Annotated in this window: 14 protein-coding genes; 10 read left to right on the top strand and 4 right to left on the bottom strand. The window is 67.5% G+C overall.

Going from position 1 to position 17,119, the window contains the following annotated elements; genetic code table 11:
* The first annotated feature begins 129 nt into the window (after positions 1-129).
* From ACA097_RS10925 to gcvP, 10 genes are all read left to right on the top strand, one after another.
* Positions 130-684 carry a UPF0149 family protein gene (locus ACA097_RS10925; RefSeq protein WP_371370119.1) on the top strand — a complete coding sequence of 185 codons (555 nt, stop codon included), beginning with the start codon at positions 130-132 and terminating at the stop codon, positions 682-684.
* A gap of 9 nt (positions 685-693) precedes the next feature.
* Positions 694-2,028: a Xaa-Pro aminopeptidase gene (pepP, locus tag ACA097_RS10920; RefSeq protein WP_160285602.1), complete on the top strand. Its 1,335-nt coding sequence runs from the start codon at positions 694-696 to the stop codon at positions 2,026-2,028.
* 1 nt (position 2,029) lies between these two features.
* Positions 2,030-3,214 (top strand): 2-octaprenyl-6-methoxyphenyl hydroxylase, encoded by a 1,185-nt coding sequence (ubiH, locus tag ACA097_RS10915; protein ID WP_371370118.1) that lies wholly within the window; start codon positions 2,030-2,032, stop codon positions 3,212-3,214.
* A 9-nt stretch (positions 3,215-3,223) separates the two neighbouring features.
* Positions 3,224-3,703 (top strand): DUF4442 domain-containing protein, encoded by a 480-nt coding sequence (locus ACA097_RS10910; RefSeq protein ID WP_371370117.1) that lies wholly within the window; start codon positions 3,224-3,226, stop codon positions 3,701-3,703.
* Between the two features lie 23 nt (positions 3,704-3,726).
* Positions 3,727-4,944 carry a 2-octaprenyl-3-methyl-6-methoxy-1,4-benzoquinol hydroxylase gene (locus tag ACA097_RS10905; protein WP_371370116.1) on the top strand — a complete coding sequence of 406 codons (1,218 nt, stop codon included), beginning with the start codon at positions 3,727-3,729 and terminating at the stop codon, positions 4,942-4,944.
* 119 nt (positions 4,945-5,063) lie between these two features.
* On the top strand, positions 5,064-6,065 hold the full coding sequence (locus ACA097_RS10900) for an extracellular solute-binding protein (protein ID WP_371370115.1): 1,002 nt from the start codon (positions 5,064-5,066) through the stop codon (positions 6,063-6,065).
* Between the two features lie 100 nt (positions 6,066-6,165).
* Entirely contained in the window at positions 6,166-7,812 is a 1,647-nt protein-coding gene (locus ACA097_RS10895; protein WP_371370114.1) for an ABC transporter permease, read from the top strand.
* Positions 7,813-7,885: 73 nt separating this feature from the next.
* The gene (gene gcvT / locus ACA097_RS10890; protein WP_043248508.1) at positions 7,886-8,968 is read left to right on the top strand and encodes a glycine cleavage system aminomethyltransferase GcvT; all 1,083 of its coding nucleotides are present in this window, start codon (positions 7,886-7,888) and stop codon (positions 8,966-8,968) included.
* Positions 8,969-9,019: 51 nt separating this feature from the next.
* A complete protein-coding gene (gene gcvH / locus ACA097_RS10885; protein ID WP_043248510.1) occupies positions 9,020-9,409 on the top strand; it encodes a glycine cleavage system protein GcvH in 390 nt (129 codons plus the stop codon).
* Between the two features lie 100 nt (positions 9,410-9,509).
* Positions 9,510-12,386, top strand: a complete 2,877-nt coding sequence (gcvP, locus tag ACA097_RS10880) for an aminomethyl-transferring glycine dehydrogenase (RefSeq protein WP_371370113.1) — start codon at positions 9,510-9,512, stop codon at positions 12,384-12,386.
* 15 nt (positions 12,387-12,401) lie between these two features.
* On the opposite strand, the gene ACA097_RS10875 is transcribed toward gcvP, so the two are convergent.
* The 4 genes from ACA097_RS10875 to ACA097_RS10860 all read right to left on the bottom strand — a co-directional run bounded on the left by ACA097_RS10875 (position 12,402) and on the right by ACA097_RS10860 (position 17,112).
* A complete protein-coding gene (locus tag ACA097_RS10875) occupies positions 12,402-13,352 on the bottom strand; it encodes an IS110 family transposase (RefSeq protein ID WP_043248478.1) in 951 nt (316 codons plus the stop codon).
* Between the two features lie 294 nt (positions 13,353-13,646).
* Positions 13,647-13,976, bottom strand: a complete 330-nt coding sequence (locus tag ACA097_RS10870; RefSeq protein WP_371370112.1) for a DUF2388 domain-containing protein — start codon at positions 13,974-13,976, stop codon at positions 13,647-13,649.
* A gap of 314 nt (positions 13,977-14,290) precedes the next feature.
* A complete protein-coding gene (locus ACA097_RS10865; RefSeq protein WP_371370111.1) occupies positions 14,291-14,605 on the bottom strand; it encodes a DUF2388 domain-containing protein in 315 nt (104 codons plus the stop codon).
* A 101-nt stretch (positions 14,606-14,706) separates the two neighbouring features.
* On the bottom strand, positions 14,707-17,112 hold the full coding sequence (locus ACA097_RS10860) for a tetratricopeptide repeat protein (protein WP_371370110.1): 2,406 nt from the start codon (positions 17,110-17,112) through the stop codon (positions 14,707-14,709).
* Positions 17,113-17,119: the final 7 nt, after the last annotated feature.

Here is a 17,119-nt window from a genome sequence, read left to right as displayed (position 1 = left end):
CAGGGTCAACGCGACGACCGTCCGACGCGCCGCCGCATGGTCTGCGCACGTCCGGCGGTGCTAGGATAGCGGCTCTCATTCTATGCGTAGCGCCCGATGGCGCCTAGCGTCGATATCAGGTCCCGCACGATGTCCACAACCACTTCCGCCTATACCGCTTTCACCGCTCTGCTCGCCGAAGCCGCGCTGCCCATTTCCCCCGCCGAACTGCACGGCAACCTGCTTGGCCGCGTCTGCGCCGGTGCCGGTTTCGACCAAGGCGAATGGCAGCTGGCCGCCGCCGAACTGCTCGGCGGCGAACCGAACGAGCGCCTGCAGGCAGCGCTTGGCGGCCTGCTCGGCATGGTCGAGCAGGACTTCCGCAGCGGCGAGATGGCCGTGGTGCTGATGCTCCCCAACGACGACGCGCCGCTGGCCGAGCGCGCCCAGGCCGTCGGCCAGTGGTGCCAGGGCTTCCTCGCTGGCTTCGGCCTGGCGCTGCGCCAGCCGAGCCTGTCCGACGAGGCCGACGAAGTGCTGCAGGACATCGCCGCCATCGCCCAGGTCCAGGGCCAGCTGGAAGAGTCCGAGGACGGCGAAAGCGACTATATGGAAGTTCAGGAATACCTGCGGGTCGCCCCGCTGCTGCTGTTCTCCGAATTCGGCAAGGTGCCGGCGCCGACCGAGAAACCCTCCCTGCACTGAGGTAGCTGCATGATCCGTATCGCCAAATCGGAATTCGCCCGTCGGCGCAAGGCGCTGATGGCGCAGATGGAGCCCAACAGCATCGCCATTCTGCCGGCGGCGCAGATGTTCATCCGCAACCGCGACGTCGAGCATGTCTACCGCCAGGACAGCGACTTCCAGTACCTCACCGGCTTCCCCGAGCCGGAAGCGGTGATGGTGCTGATTCCCGGCCGCGAGCACGGCGAGTACGTGCTGTTCTGCCGCGAGCGCGATCCGGAGCGTGAACTCTGGGACGGCCTGCGTGCCGGCCAGGACGGCGCGACGCGCGACTTCGGCGCCGACGATGCCTTCCCCATTGGCGATATCGACGACATCCTCCCCGGCCTGATCGAAGGCCGCGACCGCGTCTACTACGCGCTGGGTGCCAACCCCGAATTCGACCGTCGGCTGATGGACTGGATCAACGTGATCCGCTCCAAGGCCCGCCAGGGCGCACAGCCGCCGAACGAGTTCGTCGCCCTCGACCACCTGCTCCACGACCTGCGCCTGTACAAGAGCGCCGGCGAAGTGAAGGTGATGCGCTATGCCGCCGAGGTTTCCTGCGGTGCGCACATCCGCGCCATGCAGGCCTGCCGTCCGGGGCTCCACGAATTCCACCTGGAAGCCGAGCTGGAATACGCCTTCCGCCTGGGCGGCGCGAAGATGCCGGCCTACGGCTCGATCGTCGCCGCCGGCCGCAACGCCTGCATCCTGCACTACCGGGAGAACGACGCGGTGATCAAGGACGGCGACCTGATCCTGATCGATGCCGGCTGCGAGATCGACTGCTACGCCAGCGACATCACCCGCACCTTCCCGGCCAACGGCACCTTCAGCCCCGAGCAGAAGGCGATCTACGAGCTGGTGCTGGAAGCCAACATGGCGGCCTTCGACTACATCGCCCCGGGACGTCACTGGAACGAAGCCCACGAGGCCACCGTGCGGGTCATCACCGCCGGCCTGGTGAAGCTCGGCCTGCTCTCCGGCGACGTCGACGAGCTGATCGCCAGCGAAGCCTACAAGGCCTTCTACATGCACCGCGCCGGCCACTGGTTGGGCATGGACGTGCACGACGTCGGCGAGTACCGCGTCGGCGGCGAGTGGCGTGTTCTTGAGCCGGGCATGGCGATGACCGTCGAGCCGGGCATCTATATCTCCCCGGACAACACCGACGTGCCGAAGAAGTGGCGCGGCATCGGCGTGCGCATCGAGGACGACGTGGTGGTGACCAAGACCGGTTGCGAAGTCCTCACCAACGGCGTGCCCAAGACCGTCGCCGAGATCGAGGCCCTGATGGCCGAGGCCAAGGCCCGGGCCGCCTGAGATGCAACGCGCAAACCTGGCGATCATCGGTGGCGGCCTGGTCGGTGCCAGCCTGGCGCTGACCCTGCAGGCCGGCGCCCGCGAACGTGGCTGGCGCATCGTGCTGATCGAGCCCTTCGCCCCCGGCGACGCCTACCAGCCCAGCTATGACGCGCGTTCCTCCGCGTTGTCCTTCGGCAGCCGGCAGATCTACGAACGCCTGGGCCTTTGGCAGCGCATAGCCCAGCGCAGCGCGCCGATCATGCAGATCCACGTGTCCGACCGCGGGCGCTTCGGCTCCGCGCGCCTGACGGCGGTGGAGGAGGGCGTGCCGGCGCTCGGCTACGTGGCGGAGAACGCCTGGCTCGGCCAATGCCTGTGGCAGGCGCTCGATCATGAAGTGGTGAGCTGGCGCTGCCCGGCCGAAGTGCGGCGCATGGACGCCCTGGCCGACGGCTACCGGCTGACCCTGGACGACGACTCGCAGCTGGACTGCGACCTCGCCGTGCTGGCCGACGGCGGTCGTTCCGGTCTGCGCGAGCAACTGGGCATAGGCGTGCGCCGCGAGCCCTACGGGCAGGCCGCGCTGATCGCCAACGTCAGCCCGACCGAGGAACATCGCGGCCAGGCCTTCGAACGCTTCACCGAGCACGGGCCCATGGCCCTGTTGCCGTTGCCGGAAAACCGTTGCGCGCTGGTCTGGACCCGCGCCCCGCGCGATGCCGAGCGGCTGCGCGAACTGCCGGAACGGCAGTTCCTCGACGAACTTCAGGCCGCCTTCGGCTATCGCCTCGGCGGTTTCCGCCAGGTCGGTGCGCGCTATTGCTATCCGTTGGCGCTGACCGAGGCGGAGGAACAAGTCCGCCCGCATCTGGTGGTGCTCGGCAATGCCGCGCACAGCCTGCACCCAATCGCCGGGCAGGGCTTCAACCTGTCGCTGCGCGATGCCCAGGCCCTGGCCGACCGCCTGCTGACCGAGAGCGCCGCGCCCGGCGATTTCGCCGTGCTGCAGCGCTACCTCGATGGCCAACGCCTCGACCAGCAAATGACCGTCGGCTTCTCCGATCGCGTCACCCGCCTGTTCTCCAATGCCCAGCCGATGCTGGCCACCGGACGCAACCTGGGCCTGCTCGGCCTCGACCTGCTGCCGCCGGCCAAGCGCTGGTTCGCCCGCCAGGCCATGGGCCTGGGCGCCCGGCCGGTCTAGGGAGAGCGGATGTCGTCGAAGATGGCGCGTCGCGCCCGCCTGCTGCGCATTGGCCTGAACCTCTACCCGCCCTACATCGGCGCCGGCGTGCGCGTGCGCCACATCAGCCCGGATTTCCGCGAGGTGCGGGTGAAGATGGTGCTGTCGTGGTTCAACCGTAACTACGTCGGCACCCAGTTCGGCGGCAGCCTGTACAGCATGACCGACCCCTTCTTCATGCTCATGCTGATGGAGAACCTGGGGCGCGATTACATCGTCTGGGACAAGGCCGCCAACATCGAATTCATCACCCCCGGCAAGGGCCCGGTCTACGCCGATTTCCGCATCGACCAGGCTTTGCTGGACGAAGTCCGGGAGCAGACCGCCGACGGCGCCAAGTGCCTGCCGCGTCTGCATGCCGAAGTGCGCGACAGCGAGGGCACGTTGGTTGCGCGGGTACAGAAGACCCTCTACGTCAGACTCAAGCCGCGCCTGCGTCAGGCCGGCTGATGGACAAGGAACAAGGAGTGCAGATGCACGCGGATCTGGTGATCGTAGGCGCAGGCATGGTCGGCAGCGCGCTGGCCCTGGCGCTGCAGGGCAGCGGCCTGGAGATCCTCCTGGTGGACGGCTCGCCGCTGAGCGTGAAGCCCTACGACCGCAACGCCCGTTTCGAGCCGCGCGTCAGCGCCCTGTCCGAGGCCAGTCGGCGCATCCTGCAGCGCCTGCATGCCTGGGACGGCATCCTCGCGCGGCGCGCCGAAGCGTACCGGGACATGCACGTGTGGGATGGCTCGGGCACTGGCCAGGTGCACTTCAGCGCCGCCAGCGTGCATGCCGACGTGCTCGGCCACATCGTCGAGAACCGCGTGGTGCAGGACGCCCTGATGGAGCGCCTGCATGACTCGACCATCGGCCTGCTGCCCAACGCGCGCCTGGAGCAGCTGCGCCACTCCGGCGACGACTGGCTGCTGACCCTCGCCGACGGCCGGCAGATCCGTACGCCCCTGGTAATCGCCGCCGACGGCGCCAACTCCGCCGTGCGCCGCTTGGCCGGCTGCGCCACCCGCGAGTGGGATTACCTGCATCACGCCATCGTCACCAGCGTGCGTTGCGAGCAAGCGCACCAGGCCACCGCCTGGCAGCGTTTCACCGACGACGGCCCGCTGGCCTTCCTGCCGCTGTCGCGCGACGGCGATGCGCGCTGGTGCTCGATCGTCTGGTCGACCACCCCGGAAGAAGCCGAAAAACTGATGGCGCTGGATGACGAAGGTTTCTGCGTCGCCCTCGGCCGCGCGTTCGAGCAGCGCCTGGGCGAGGTCGAGCACGTCGATCCGCGCCTGTGCATTCCGCTGCGCCAACGCCATGCCAAGCGCTACGTGGAGCCGGGCCTCGCGCTGATCGGCGACGCCGCGCACACCATCCACCCGCTGGCCGGGCAGGGCGTGAACCTTGGCTTCCTCGACGCCGCGGTACTCGCCGAAGTGCTGCTGCATGCCCATGCGCGTGGCGAGAGCATTGCCGACGAGCGCGTGCTGAGCCGCTTCGAGCGCCGTCGCATGCCGCACAACCTGGCGATGATGGCGGCGATGGAAGGCTTCCAGCGCCTGTTCCAGGCCGACCCGCTGGGTGTGCGCTGGCTGCGCAACGCCGGGCTGCGCCTGGTCGACCGCCACCACGAGGCCAAGGGGCTGTTCGTTCGCCAGGCGCTCGGGCTATCGGGCGACCTGCCGGCGCTGGCTCGCGTCTGACGCGCTGCGACCCTCGGTCGCGGCGCGGCGCAACACCCCGACACAAAGGTCCACTCCGGCGGTAAATGAGTTTCCCTATCATTTGGGGCCCTCATTTCGCCGCCCAAGGACTCGCCCGCATGTCGGTTCGCCAAGGCCTTCTCGCATCCCTTGCTCTCCTAACCCTGCCCGCCGCCGTTCAGGCCGCCGATGAAGTGGTGGTCTATTCCTCGCGTATCGACGAACTGATCAAGCCGGTGTTCGACGCCTACACGGCGAAGAGCGGGGTGAAGGTGAAGTTCATCACCGACAAGGAGGCGCCGCTGATGGCGCGGATCAAGGCCGAGGGCGCCAACACCCCGGCCGACCTGCTGCTCACGGTGGACGCCGGCAACCTCTGGCAGGCGGAGAAGATGGGCATCCTGCAGCCCTTCGACTCGCCGACCCTGGACGCCAACATCCCCGCACAGTACCGCTCCGGCAGCGACAGCTGGACCGGCCTGTCTCTGCGCGCGCGGACCATCGTCTACTCGACCGAGCGGGTGAAGGCGGACGAGCTGTCCACCTACGAAGCACTCGCCGACAAGCGCTGGGAAGGCCGCCTGTGCCTGCGCACGGCGAAGAAGGTCTACAACCAGTCGCTGACCGCGACCTTGATCGAATCCCATGGCGAGCAGAAGACCGAGGCAATCCTCAGAGGCTGGGTCGGCAACCTGGCCACCGACGTGTTCTCCGACGACACCGCGCTGCTCCAGGCCATCGCCGCCGGCCAGTGCGACGTCGGCATCGTCAACACCTACTACTATGGCCGCCTGCACCAGCAGAAACCGGACCTGCCGATCAAGCTGTTCTGGCCGAACCAGGCCGACCGCGGCGTGCACGTGAACCTGTCGGGCATCGGCCTGACCAAGCACGCGCCACACCCCGAGCAGGCGAAGGCGCTGGTGGAGTGGATGACCGGTCCCGAGGCGCAGGCGCTGTTCGCTTCGATCAACCAGGAGTTCCCGGCCAACCCGAAGGTCGCACCTTCCGAAGAGGTGGCGGCCTGGGGCAGCTTCAAGGCCGACAGCATTCCGGTGGAAATCGCCGGCAAGCGCCAGGCGGAGGCGATCAAGCTGATGGACCGCGCCGGGTGGAATTGAGGTTGGCTTTCCCAGTAGGAGCGAGCTTGCTCGCGAACCCGAGCCGCGTGCCGAAGCGTTCGCGAGCAAGCTCGCTCCTACGAAGGGCAACGGCATAGCCATGCTCCTTCGCTGGCGCCTCGTCTCCTTCGCCCTCGCCGCCCTTGTCCTCCTGCCGCTCAGCGTATTGGCGCTGAGCTGGAGCGACATCGACGGCGAGATCTGGGCGCACCTGTGGGACACCCAGCTGCCGCGCCTGCTCGGCAACAGCCTGCTGCTGGTGCTGGGCGTCGGCATCGGCGTCGTCGTCCTGGGCACCAGCCTGGCCTGGCTCACCGCGCTCTGCGAGTTTCCCGGAAGACGCTGGCTGGACTGGGCGCTGATGCTGCCGTTCGCCATCCCTGCCTATGTGTTGGCGTTCGTCTTCATCGGTTTGCTGGACTTCGCCGGCCCGCTGCAGAGCCTGCTGCGTGAAGTCTTCGGCAGTGGCCTGCGGCTCCCGCGGGTGCGCTCCACGGGCGGAGTGATCCTGGTCCTCACGCTGGTCTTCTATCCGTACGTCTACCTGCTGGCGCGTGGCGCCTTCCTTGCTCAAGGGCGTGGGCTCAGCGAAGCCGCGCGGGTGCTCGGGCTGTCGCCGTGGCAAGCGTTCTGGCGCGTGGCCCTGCCGATGGCACGACCTGCCATTGGCGCCGGGCTGGCCCTGGCGATCATGGAAACCATGGCCGATTTCGGTGCCGTGGCAGTGTTCAACTACGACACCTTCACCACGGCGATCTACAAGACCTGGTACGGCTTCTACAGCCTGTCGAGCGCCGCGCAGCTGGCGAGCCTGTTGCTACTCGGAGTGTTCCTCGTGCTGTTCGCGGAGCGCCGTACGCGGGGGCGCGCGGTGACGGCAAGCGAACGGCCACGGAGCGCGCCGCTTTATCACCTGCGCGGGATCAGGGCGTTCGCTGCCAGCGCCTGGTGCGGGCTGGTGTTCGCCTGTGCGTTCGTCGTTCCGCTGATGCAGTTGCTGGTGTGGTGTTGGCAGCGCGGTCGCTTCGACTTCGACGAGCGCTACCGCGAACTCGTACTGCACAGCCTCGGCTTGGGTGCCGCGGCGGCGGTGCTGACCGTGGGTGCCGGATTGCTGCTGGCCTTCGCCCGGCGCCAGGCACCGGCGCCGGCGGTGCGCGCGGCGGTGGGTATCGCCAACCTCGGCTACGCCTTGCCTGGCTCGGTCCTGGCAGTGGCGATCATGCTGGCCTTCAGCTGGCTGGACAATCACTGGGTGATCCCGCTTTCGCAAGCGCTTGGCGGCGCCGGCAAGCCGCTGCTGCTGGGTAGCCTCGGTGCATTGCTGCTGGCCTATCTGATCCGCTTCCTGGCCGTGGCCCAGGGGCCGCTGGAAAGCACTCTTGCGCGGATTCGGCCGTCGCTGGTCGAGGCTTCTCGCAGTCTCGGTGTCGGTGGATTCGAGATGTTCCTGCGCGTCCAGTTGCCGCTGCTGGCCCCGGGCTTGCTCAGCGCAGCGCTGCTGGTATTCGTCGATACGCTAAAGGAGATGCCAGCCACCCTGCTGATGCGCCCCTTCGGCTGGGACACCCTGGCGGTGCGCGTCTTCGAGATGACCAGCGAGGGCGAGTGGGCGCGCGCCGCGCTGCCGGCCGTGAGCCTGGTGCTGGTCGGTCTGCTGCCGGTCGCCTTGCTGATTCGTCGATCGGCGATGGCCGCAACGTCGCCTCAGTCGGCCATCGGGCACGGTGTCCAGCACCCCGCCTAGCGGCTACAATGCGCCCGTTTCGTGCGGGCCGCCCACGCGCTCCGCATTCGCCATTCCCGGAAGGAGACAACCCATGGGACAGCGCACCCCGCTCTACGAGCTGCATGTCGCCCTAGGCGCCAAGATCGTCGATTTCGGCGGCTGGGACATGCCCCTGCATTATGGATCGCAGGTCGAAGAGCACCACCAGGTACGTCGCGACTGCGGCGTATTCGACGTTTCCCACATGACCGTGGTGGACGTCTCCGGCCCAGAAGCCAAGGAATACCTGCAGCACCTGCTGGCCAACGACGTCGAGCGCCTGCAGACGCCCGGCAAGGCGCTGTACAGCGGCATGCTCAACGAGCAGGGTGGGGTGGTCGACGACCTCATTGTCTACCTGGGCGTGTTCGGCTATCGCCTGGTGGTCAACGCCGCCACCCGCGACAAGGACATGGCCTGGCTGCAGGCCCGCGCCGAAGGTTTCGAGGTGACCCTGCACGAGCGCTCGGACCTGGCCATGCTGGCCGTCCAGGGCCCCAGCGCGCGGGACAAGACCGCCGCCCTGGTGAGCCCGTCGCGCGCCACCCTGATCCACGAACTCAAGCCCTTCCAGGGCAAGGCCGACGGCGACTGGTTCATCGCCCGCACCGGTTACACCGGCGAAGACGGCCTGGAAATCATGCTGCCGGCCGATGAAGCGCCAGGCTTCCTCAACGAGCTGGTCGGCGCCGGCATCGCCCCGGCCGGCCTCGGTGCGCGCGACACGCTGCGCCTGGAAGCCGGCATGAACCTGTATGGCCAGGACATGGACGAGAGCGTCTCGCCGCTGTCGGCCAACATGGGCTGGACCATCGCCTGGGAGCCGCAGTCCCGCGACTTCTACGGCCGCCGCGCGCTGGAAGCCCTGCGAGCCGCCGGCAACCAGCCCAAGCTGGTCGGCCTGGTGCTGGAGGAGCGCGGCGTGCTGCGCGCCCACCAGGTGGTGCGGGTCGCCGGCATCGGCGACGGCGAGATCACCAGCGGCAGCTTCTCCCCGACGCTCGGCAAGTCCATCGCCCTGGCGCGCCTGCCGGCGGCCACCGGCGACCGCGCCGAGGTGGAAATCCGTGGCAAGTGGTACCCGGTGCGCGTCGTTCAGCCGAATTTCGTGCGTCATGGCAAAGCCCTGATCTAAATTGCATAGGCGACCGGTGGTCGCCGCTGCCCAGTCCCCGAGGAAAAAAACATGAGCAACATTCCCGCCGAACTGCGTTATGCCGCCAGCCACGAGTGGGCGCGCCTGGAAGCCGACGGTAGCGTCACCGTGGGCATCTCCGACCACGCCCAGGAAGCCCTGGGCGACGTGGTCTTCGTCGAACTGCCGGAGCTTGGCAAGCAGCTGGCCGCCGGCCAGGAAGCCGGTGTGGTGGAGTCGGTGAAGGCCGCCTCGGACATCTACGCCCCGGTGGGCGGCGAAGTCATCGCCATCAACGAAGCGCTGGCCGACACCCCGGAAAACGTCAACAACGATCCCTACGGCTCCTGGTTCTTCAAGCTCAAGCCGAGCAACCCGGCCGAGCTGGACAAGCTGCTCGACGCTGCCGGCTACGCAGCCGCTAGCGAAGCGGACGCCTGATCGGCGATTCGTCCACAAGGCCCCGCTTCGGCGGGGCCTTGTCGTTTGGGCTGGCCTATCCTGTCCTGACCGTCGCGCTTTCCCGTTCGAGGTCCAGGTCATGTCGCAAAGCCCTTCGCTGTCCCAGCTGCAGCAGCCCGATGCCTTCCTCAGCCGCCACCTCGGCCCCGATGCCGCCGAACAGCAGGCGATGCTCGATGCCCTGGGCGTCGCCAGCCTCGACGAGCTGGTGGTGCAGACGGTGCCGCCGGCGATCCGCCTGAACCGCCCGCTGGAGCTCCCCGCTGCGCTCGACGAACGCGGCGCACTGGCCAAGCTGCGCGGCTATGCCGAGCAGAACCAGCTATGGACCAGCCTGATCGGCACCGGCTACTACGGCACGCTCACGCCCACGGTGATCCTGCGCAACGTGCTGGAGAACCCCGGCTGGTACACCGCCTACACGCCCTATCAGCCGGAGATCGCCCAGGGCCGCCTGGAGGCGCTGCTGAACTTCCAGCAGCTGACCATCGACCTCACCGGCCTGGACCTCGCCAGCGCCTCGCTGCTCGACGAGGCCACCGCCGCCGCCGAGGCCATGGCCCTGGCCAAGCGCGTGGCCAAGGCGAAGAGCAACCTGTTCTTCGTCGACGCCAACTGCCATCCGCAGACCATTTCCGTGGTGCGTACCCGTGCCGAGGCGTTCGGCTTCGACCTGGTGGTGGATGAGCTGGACAAGCTCGCCCAGCACGAAGTGTTCGGCGCGCTGCTGCAGTATCCGGACAGCCGCGGCGAAGTCCGCGACCTGCGCCCGCAGATAGATGCCCTGCACGCCCGGCAGGCCATCGCCTGCGTCGCTTCCGACCTGCTCAGCCTGCTGCTGCTCACGCCGCCTGGCGAGCTAGGTGCCGACGTGGTGCTCGGCAGCGCCCAGCGGTTCGGCGTGCCCATGGGCTATGGCGGCCCGCACGCGGCTTTCTTCGCCACCCGTGACGAGTTCAAGCGCGCCATGCCGGGGCGGATCATCGGGGTGTCCAAGGACGCTCCCGGCAACACTGCGCTGCGCATGGCGCTGCAGACCCGCGAGCAGCACATCCGCCGCGAGAAGGCCAACTCCAACGTCTGCACCTCGCAGGTGCTGCTGGCCAACATCGCCAGCCTGTATGCCGTCTACCACGGTCCGCAGGGCCTCAAGCGCATCGCCCAGCGCGTGCACCGGCTCACCGCGATCCTCGCGGCCGGCCTGCAGGCCAAGGGCCTCAAGCGGGTCAACGCGCACTTCTTCGACACACTGACCCTGGAGGTTGGCGCGCAACAGGCGGCGATCCTCGAGCGCGCCCGCGCGGCCCGCTACAACCTGCGTGTCGTCGGCGAACAGCGCCTGGGGCTGAGCCTGGACGAAACCTGCGACGCGACTACTGTCGCCGACCTGTTCGACATCCTCCTCGGCGCCGGGCACGGCCTGGACGTGGCAGCGCTGGATGCCGGCGCCGTCGCCGAGGGCATTCCCGCCGCGCTGCAGCGCCGTTCGGGCTACCTGGGGCACCCGGTGTTCAACCGCCACCACAGCGAGACCGAGATGCTGCGCTACCTGCGCCAGCTCGAGGGCAAGGACCTGGCGCTGAACCAGGCGATGATCCCGCTGGGCTCCTGCACCATGAAGCTCAATGCCACCAGCGAGATGATCCCCATCACCTGGCCGGAGTTCGCCAACCTGCATCCCTTCGTGCCGCGCGAGCAGGCCGAGGGCTATCGCCTGCTGATCGACGAGCTGGAGTCCTGGCTGCGTGCGATCACCGGCTTCGACGCCATCTGCATGCAGCCCAACTCCGGTGCCCAGGGCGAGTACGCCGGGCTGCTGGCGATCCGCAAGTTCCACGAGAGCCACGGCGAGGGGCACCGCAACATCTGCCTGATCCCCTCTTCGGCGCACGGCACCAACCCGGCCTCGGCAATCATGGCGAGCATGCGCGTGGTGATCGTCGAGTGCGACAAGGAGGGCAACGTCGACCTCGACGACCTCAAGCGCAAGGCCGCCGAAGCCGGCGCCCAGCTGTCCTGCCTGATGATCACCTACCCCTCGACCCACGGCGTGTACGAAGAGGGCATCCGCGAGATCTGCGAGGTTATCCACAGCCACGGCGGGCAGGTCTACATGGACGGCGCCAACCTCAACGCCCAGGTCGGCCTGGCGCGCCCGGCGGACATCGGCGCCGACGTCTCGCACATGAACCTGCACAAGACCTTCTGCATCCCCCACGGCGGCGGCGGGCCGGGCATGGGCCCGATCGGCGTGAAGAAGCACCTCGCGCCCTTCGTCGCCAACCACCCGGTGATCCGCATCGAGGGGCCGAACCCGCTGAACGACGCGGTCAGCGCGGCGCCCTGGGGCAGCGCGAGCATCCTGCCGATCAGCTGGATGTACATCGCCATGATGGGGCCGCAGCTGGCCGACGCCACCGAGGTCGCGATCCTCAACGCCAACTACCTGGCGAGCCGCCTGGAGGGTGCCTTCCCGGTGCTCTACCGGGGCCGCAACGACCGCGTGGCCCACGAATGCATCCTCGATCTGCGCCCGCTCAAGGCGCAGACCGGGATCAGCGAGGAAGACGTGGCCAAGCGCCTTATGGACTACGGCTTCCATGCCCCGACCATGTCCTTCCCGGTGCCCGGCACGTTGATGGTCGAGCCGACCGAGAGCGAGTCGAAGCACGAGCTGGACCGCTTCATCGAGGCGATGCTGAGCATCCGCGCGGAGATCGGCAAAGTGGAAAACGGCGAATGGCCGGCCGAGGACAACCCGCTGAAACGCGCACCGCACACGCTCGCGGACGTGACCGGAACCTGGGAGCGCCCCTATACATTGGCCCAGGCGGTGACGCCCACCGAGCACACCCGCCTGTTCAAGTACTGGCCGGCGGTGAACCGGGTGGACAACGTCTACGGCGACCGCAACCTGTTCTGCGCCTGCGTGCCGCTGGACGATTACCGCGAGTGACCGGCGTAGGAGATTCTATGTCAATGACGGCTCCTGCTTTGGAGGCTGGTAACTGGTCTGGGATTGCATCAGGGCAAAGGCAATTCGGGCCAATTTGCGGGCGAGGATAGTCAGGGCCTCGATCTTCTTCAGGCCGCGCGCCAGGTAGCTTTGGTAAAGGGCCTGCCAGCGCTGCGTGCGCGCTGCCGCCATGGCCGCGTTGTGGAGCAGCCGACGGATTTCAGGGTCCCCTTGCTTGGTCAGCTTTCGACGGCCGCTATAGCGGCCGGACTCCTTGAGCCGCACATCCAATCCGATAAAGGCGATGAAGGCATCGCTATTGCGAAAACGTCCCCGCAGAAATGCCAGGTTCAGGGCCGCTGCCGTCAGCGGTCCGATCCCTTCGATGGCCTGGCAGCGCTTGCTTTGCTCCATTAGGCCAGCCTCTCGCAGCGCCTGTTGAATCTCTTTCTCCAGGCGTGACTCCAGTGTGGCCATTTGCTTGAGAACAGGCTTCAGCGCCTTGGCCAGGGAGCGATCCTGGGAAAAGCTCTGGCGCAATGAGATGGCGCTACGGACCAGTGCAGCACGCCGATGCAGCAGTGTCTGCAGGCGGCAGTAGGCCTTGCTCGGCGGCTGCCAAGGCTCCAGTTGCGCTTGTTCGTGGGTCAGGTAACGAGCCAGCAGCAGGGCATCGCTGCGATCATCCTTGTTTCGCCCACCAATCCCCTTGCGGTAGTTGCTCAGGCGAAAGCCATTGATGACGTAGATCCGATGTCCCCGCGCATGCGCCAGGGTCGCAACATCCATGTGATAGGTGCTGGTCGCTTCGATCGCGATGGCGCAGCAGGGCGGAAGGGTTTTCAGCCAGGCCTTGATTGTGCGGACGTCATTGGCCAGTTCGAATACTTCGCCCGAGCGTGTATCGCAGAGGCTCAGCGACTCCTTGGCGACATCGATACCGATAACCGGAACTTGGCTTGTCATGGGGTTCTCCGACAGTGAAGATGGTCCAACCTGTCGGGAGCTCACATTGGCGCAGGCTTGCCGGTATTGTCGGTTTGAGCGGCTACTCAATCCGATGGATTCCTTATCGGCGCTTGTCGTGAGCGGGTGGGTGGGGGAAGTCTCCTACCGTCTGGCTTGCAGAAGCGGATCTTGTCCCTCCACACCCCGACAGGTTCCTACCCTAACGCCATACAAGCGGATCTTATCCGCGAAGGCCAAGGCACGGGCTTTGCCCGCGCATCGCGGACAAGGTCCGCTCCTACAGGTTGTGGGTCAGCGCGATGGTTCGTCCGGCTCGGCCAGGATCGCGTTGGCCAGCTCCATGTCGCTGCGTTGCTGCAACTGCGGATGGTCCTGGCGCAGGCGCTGCAGCGCCGCCTCCAGATAGGGCCCGCGAATGGCGCCGTCGCTGGCCACGTAGCTGCCGGCGTCTTCGCGCGCAGCCACCAGTAGCTTCTTGTCGCTCTTCTTGAAGGTCAGGTAGGTCGACGCGGTGGTCGCGCCGGACGAGATGATGTCGCGCCAGAAATCGTCGGCCATGGCCGAGCCGAGGGGCAGCAGGCAGAGGAGGGTGCAAGTGGCGGTCAGTTTGGTCATGCGCATCGGATGTACTCCTGGTAAGTCCGCATGACTTTTGGAAAGCGCAGGCTTCCCGAGGGTTCGGCAAAACTTCCGGACGGTCGCGCCGGGCCCCTTTGTAGGAGCGGACCTTGTCCGCGAATCGCGCGCATGGCGCGCTCCTACAGGCTGGAATTGGTGCGGGGACTTTCGCGGATAAGATCCGCTCCTACCGGGGTGACGCCTACGCCAAACCGCCACGTGGGACGAGAAACCCATGCTGCAACCGGCCTCGATCAAGCGCGGTGCCGAACCGGGCGACGACAGCATGGGTTTCGTACCTCAACCGATCCTACGCTTCACTCCTGGTCGGCCAGGATCGCGCTGGCCAGCTCCATGTCGCTGCGTTGCTGCAGTTCCGGATGCTCGCTGCGCAGCTGCTGCAGCTGGGCTTCGAGGTAGGGGCCGCGGATGGCGCCTTCGCTGGCGACGAAGCTGCCGGCGTCGTCGGCCAGCGGGCCGACCAGCTTGTGGTCGCCGTTGCTGGTCAGGTAGCTGGAGGCGGTGGTGGCGCCGGTCGAGATCAGGCTGCGCAAGCCGTCGTCGTCGGCGAAGGCGGCAGTGGCGGGCAGGGTGAAGAGGGCGGTGGCGAATACCGCCATGGAAATGCGCATGGAGACTCCGAGGGGTTTGTGCGTTCGCGCCCCTCAGAGTGTTCGGCGGCCGGCGAGTTCCGGGCCGTTCGGCGGATCGCGCCGACGGCCCGGAAGCCGATTCATTCGCCCTTCAGCGCCGGGTCGTCGGGGTTCTGCTGCTCCAGCTCGGCAAGCTGCATCTGCACCTTCTCCAGCTGGCCCATTTCGCGCAGGTAGCCGATTAGTGCGAGGCGCGCGGAGCGGTTCTGCGGGTTGCGCAGCAGCAGTTGCTCCAGCTCATGGCAGGCCGCGTCGGGCTGGCCGCTGTCGTGCAGGCCGATGGCCAGGATGTAGCCGAACTGTGCATCGTCCGGGCTCAGCCGCGCCGCTTCGCGCAGCTCCTTGAGCGCTGCGTCGCGCTGGCCCGCGCGGACCAGCGAGAGGCCGAGGGCGTGGTGCAGCAGGCCCGAGCGCGGGTGCTGCTTGAGTGCCGCGTCGAGCAGCTGGCGGGCTTCGTCCTTGCGCTGCCCGGCCTCCAGCCACTGGTAGAGGCTGACAATCGCCGGCAGGAAGTTCGGATCACGCTTGATCGCCGCGCGCAGCGCCGGCTCCACGTCGGCGTCGCGGCCCAGCAGCTGATAGAGCATGGCGCGGTTGAGGTTGGACTCGGCGCGCTCGGCCAGGCTCAGCTGGGCTTCCTCGTATTCCTTCACACCCTTGTCGAACGCAGCGCCCAGGTTCGCGCGCAGCTCAGGCGGAAGTTGCAGCAATTGCCAGACGGCGGTCATGCGCACCGCGCGCACCGGGTCGTCCAGCAGCGGCGTCAGCATGATCGGCAGGCTCTGCGGCGGCGACAGGGCGGCCAGCGCTTCGATGCCGGCGTTGCGCACCAGTGGATCGGGATTGCCCAGCGCCTGGCTGGCCAGGGCTGCCGAGCGCGCGCTGGGGTAGGCCGGCAGTTCGGCGAGCAGGGTGGCGCGGCGGATCGCCGGCAGGTCCGGTGTCGCCAGCAACAGGTGCAGGCCACGAGCGGCGCCCGGCTGGCCTTCGCGGGCGCGCCAGAGGCCATCGTCGTAGCGCGGCGCTGGGTTGCTCGAAGGCGCCGGCTTCTTGGTCGTCGCGCCGCCGTACCAGAGCTCGAACTGCTGGGCGATCTTCGCCGAGGCGCTATCGCGGTGACAGCCCAGGCAGGCATCGGGGGCGCCGATCTTCTGCGCGTGCTCGGGGTTGGGGATGCTGAAGCTGTGGTCGTGCCGGTAGTGGTTGACCATGTAGTACTTGCCCGGCATGTGGCAGGCGGTGCACTGCGCGCCCGGGGTGCCGGGTTTGTGGTGATGGTGTTCGGGCGAGTCGTAGTTCTTCGCCTGCAGGCCGGCGCCGTCGATGCCTTCGCGCACTGGCTTGCCGGCGACGTTGTGGCATTGCAGGCAGACGCCATTGCCAGCGATCTTCACCTCGCCGCTGTGCGGGTTGTGGCAGTCGGTGCACTTCACGCCCTTGGCGAACATCTTGCTCTGGGTGAAGGAGCCCCACTCGAAGACCTCTTCCTTGATCTTCCCGTCGATCTGGTACAGCTCGCGGGTCAGCAGGCTCGGCAGGTAGTCGTCCATGAAGCGGCGGTTGTGCTGGAAGCCGTCGCCCAGCGGCGCGCGGCGGGCGTGGCAGCGTGCGCAGGTTTCCACCAGGTCGCTGGCGGCGGTGCTGGCGTTGAGCGGTTTGTCGAAGCCCTTGGAGGCGCTCTTGTCAGGCTTGGCTGCCCACTCAAGGTGCTTGGAGGCCGGGCCGTGGCAGGCCTGGCAGCCGACGCCGAGGCTCTGCCAGTGGCTGGCGAAGCTGTCCTGCTGCGCATCGAAATTGCGCTTGAAGTCGGTGGTGTGGCACTCGATGCACATGAAGTTGGCGTTCTGCGCCGGACGCGTCCAGTGCAGCTCGTCCTTGTAGTCGATGCGCTCGCCGGGGTTGAGCTGGAACCAGCGGTGTTTGTGCGTATCCCAGGCGACGCCAAGCGCTTGCAGGCGGCCGCCGGGGTACTCCAGCAGGTATTGCTGCAGCGGGGCGACGCCGAAGGTGTAGGCGACCTTGAAGTCGGCCGGCTTGCCGTCGTTGCCGGGGGTGTTGACCCAGTATTCCTCGCCCTTGCGGAAGAAGCGGGTGGTCTCGGTCTCGCCCTTGAACTTCACGTCGGCGAAGTCACCGAGGACGTTGGACTCGCTGGCGGTCTGCATCGCCTTCTGGTGATGAGAACCCTGCCAGTCCTTGACCTGCGCCTGGTGGCAGCCCTGGCACTGTTGCTCGTCGACGAAGCTGGCCGGCGGCGTAGCGGCGACCGTGGGAACGGGAGTGGGCGCAGCGGGTTTCACGGCCGGCGCGGTGGTGGGCGAAAGGCGCTGCGGTTCACTGTGCTCCATCTTCCACCAGAGGCCCGCGCTGGCGATCAGCAGCACGCCGATGGCGGCGGCGATCAGGCGCCGCGCCAGTGGGTTGGAAGGTGCTGGCGAAGGTTTTGCGGTGGAACGGCTGGCTTTGTTCTTGTCGGACTTCGGCATGCACACA

It is taken from the genome of Pseudomonas sp. QL9, assembly GCF_041409665.1.
GTDB lineage: Bacteria > Pseudomonadota > Gammaproteobacteria > Pseudomonadales > Pseudomonadaceae > Pseudomonas > Pseudomonas knackmussii.
Note: the sequence above shows the minus strand (reverse complement) of the source record. Positions and strands in the feature narration are given on the sequence as shown.

Bases quoted from the DNA above. Each gene is read 5' to 3' on its own strand.
- ACA097_RS10900 (WP_371370115.1), top strand. From the start codon at position 5,064: ATGTCGGTTCGCCAAGGCCTTCTCGCATCCCTTGCTCTCCTAACCCTG.
- gcvT (WP_043248508.1), top strand. From the start codon at position 7,886: ATGGGACAGCGCACCCCGCTCTACGAGCTGCATGTCGCCCTAGGCGCC.
- ACA097_RS10860 (WP_371370110.1), bottom strand. From the start codon at position 17,112: ATGCCGAAGTCCGACAAGAACAAAGCCAGCCGTTCCACCGCAAAACCT.
- gcvH (WP_043248510.1), top strand. From the start codon at position 9,020: ATGAGCAACATTCCCGCCGAACTGCGTTATGCCGCCAGCCACGAGTGG.
- ACA097_RS10925 (WP_371370119.1), top strand. From the start codon at position 130: ATGTCCACAACCACTTCCGCCTATACCGCTTTCACCGCTCTGCTCGCC.
- pepP (WP_160285602.1), top strand. From the start codon at position 694: ATGATCCGTATCGCCAAATCGGAATTCGCCCGTCGGCGCAAGGCGCTG.
- ACA097_RS10865 (WP_371370111.1), bottom strand. From the start codon at position 14,605: ATGCGCATTTCCATGGCGGTATTCGCCACCGCCCTCTTCACCCTGCCC.
- ACA097_RS10910 (WP_371370117.1), top strand. From the start codon at position 3,224: ATGTCGTCGAAGATGGCGCGTCGCGCCCGCCTGCTGCGCATTGGCCTG.
- gcvP (WP_371370113.1), top strand. From the start codon at position 9,510: ATGTCGCAAAGCCCTTCGCTGTCCCAGCTGCAGCAGCCCGATGCCTTC.
- ACA097_RS10870 (WP_371370112.1), bottom strand. From the start codon at position 13,976: ATGCGCATGACCAAACTGACCGCCACTTGCACCCTCCTCTGCCTGCTG.
- ubiH (WP_371370118.1), top strand. From the start codon at position 2,030: ATGCAACGCGCAAACCTGGCGATCATCGGTGGCGGCCTGGTCGGTGCC.
- ACA097_RS10895 (WP_371370114.1), top strand. From the start codon at position 6,166: ATGCTCCTTCGCTGGCGCCTCGTCTCCTTCGCCCTCGCCGCCCTTGTC.
- ACA097_RS10905 (WP_371370116.1), top strand. From the start codon at position 3,727: ATGCACGCGGATCTGGTGATCGTAGGCGCAGGCATGGTCGGCAGCGCG.
- ACA097_RS10875 (WP_043248478.1), bottom strand. From the start codon at position 13,352: ATGACAAGCCAAGTTCCGGTTATCGGTATCGATGTCGCCAAGGAGTCG.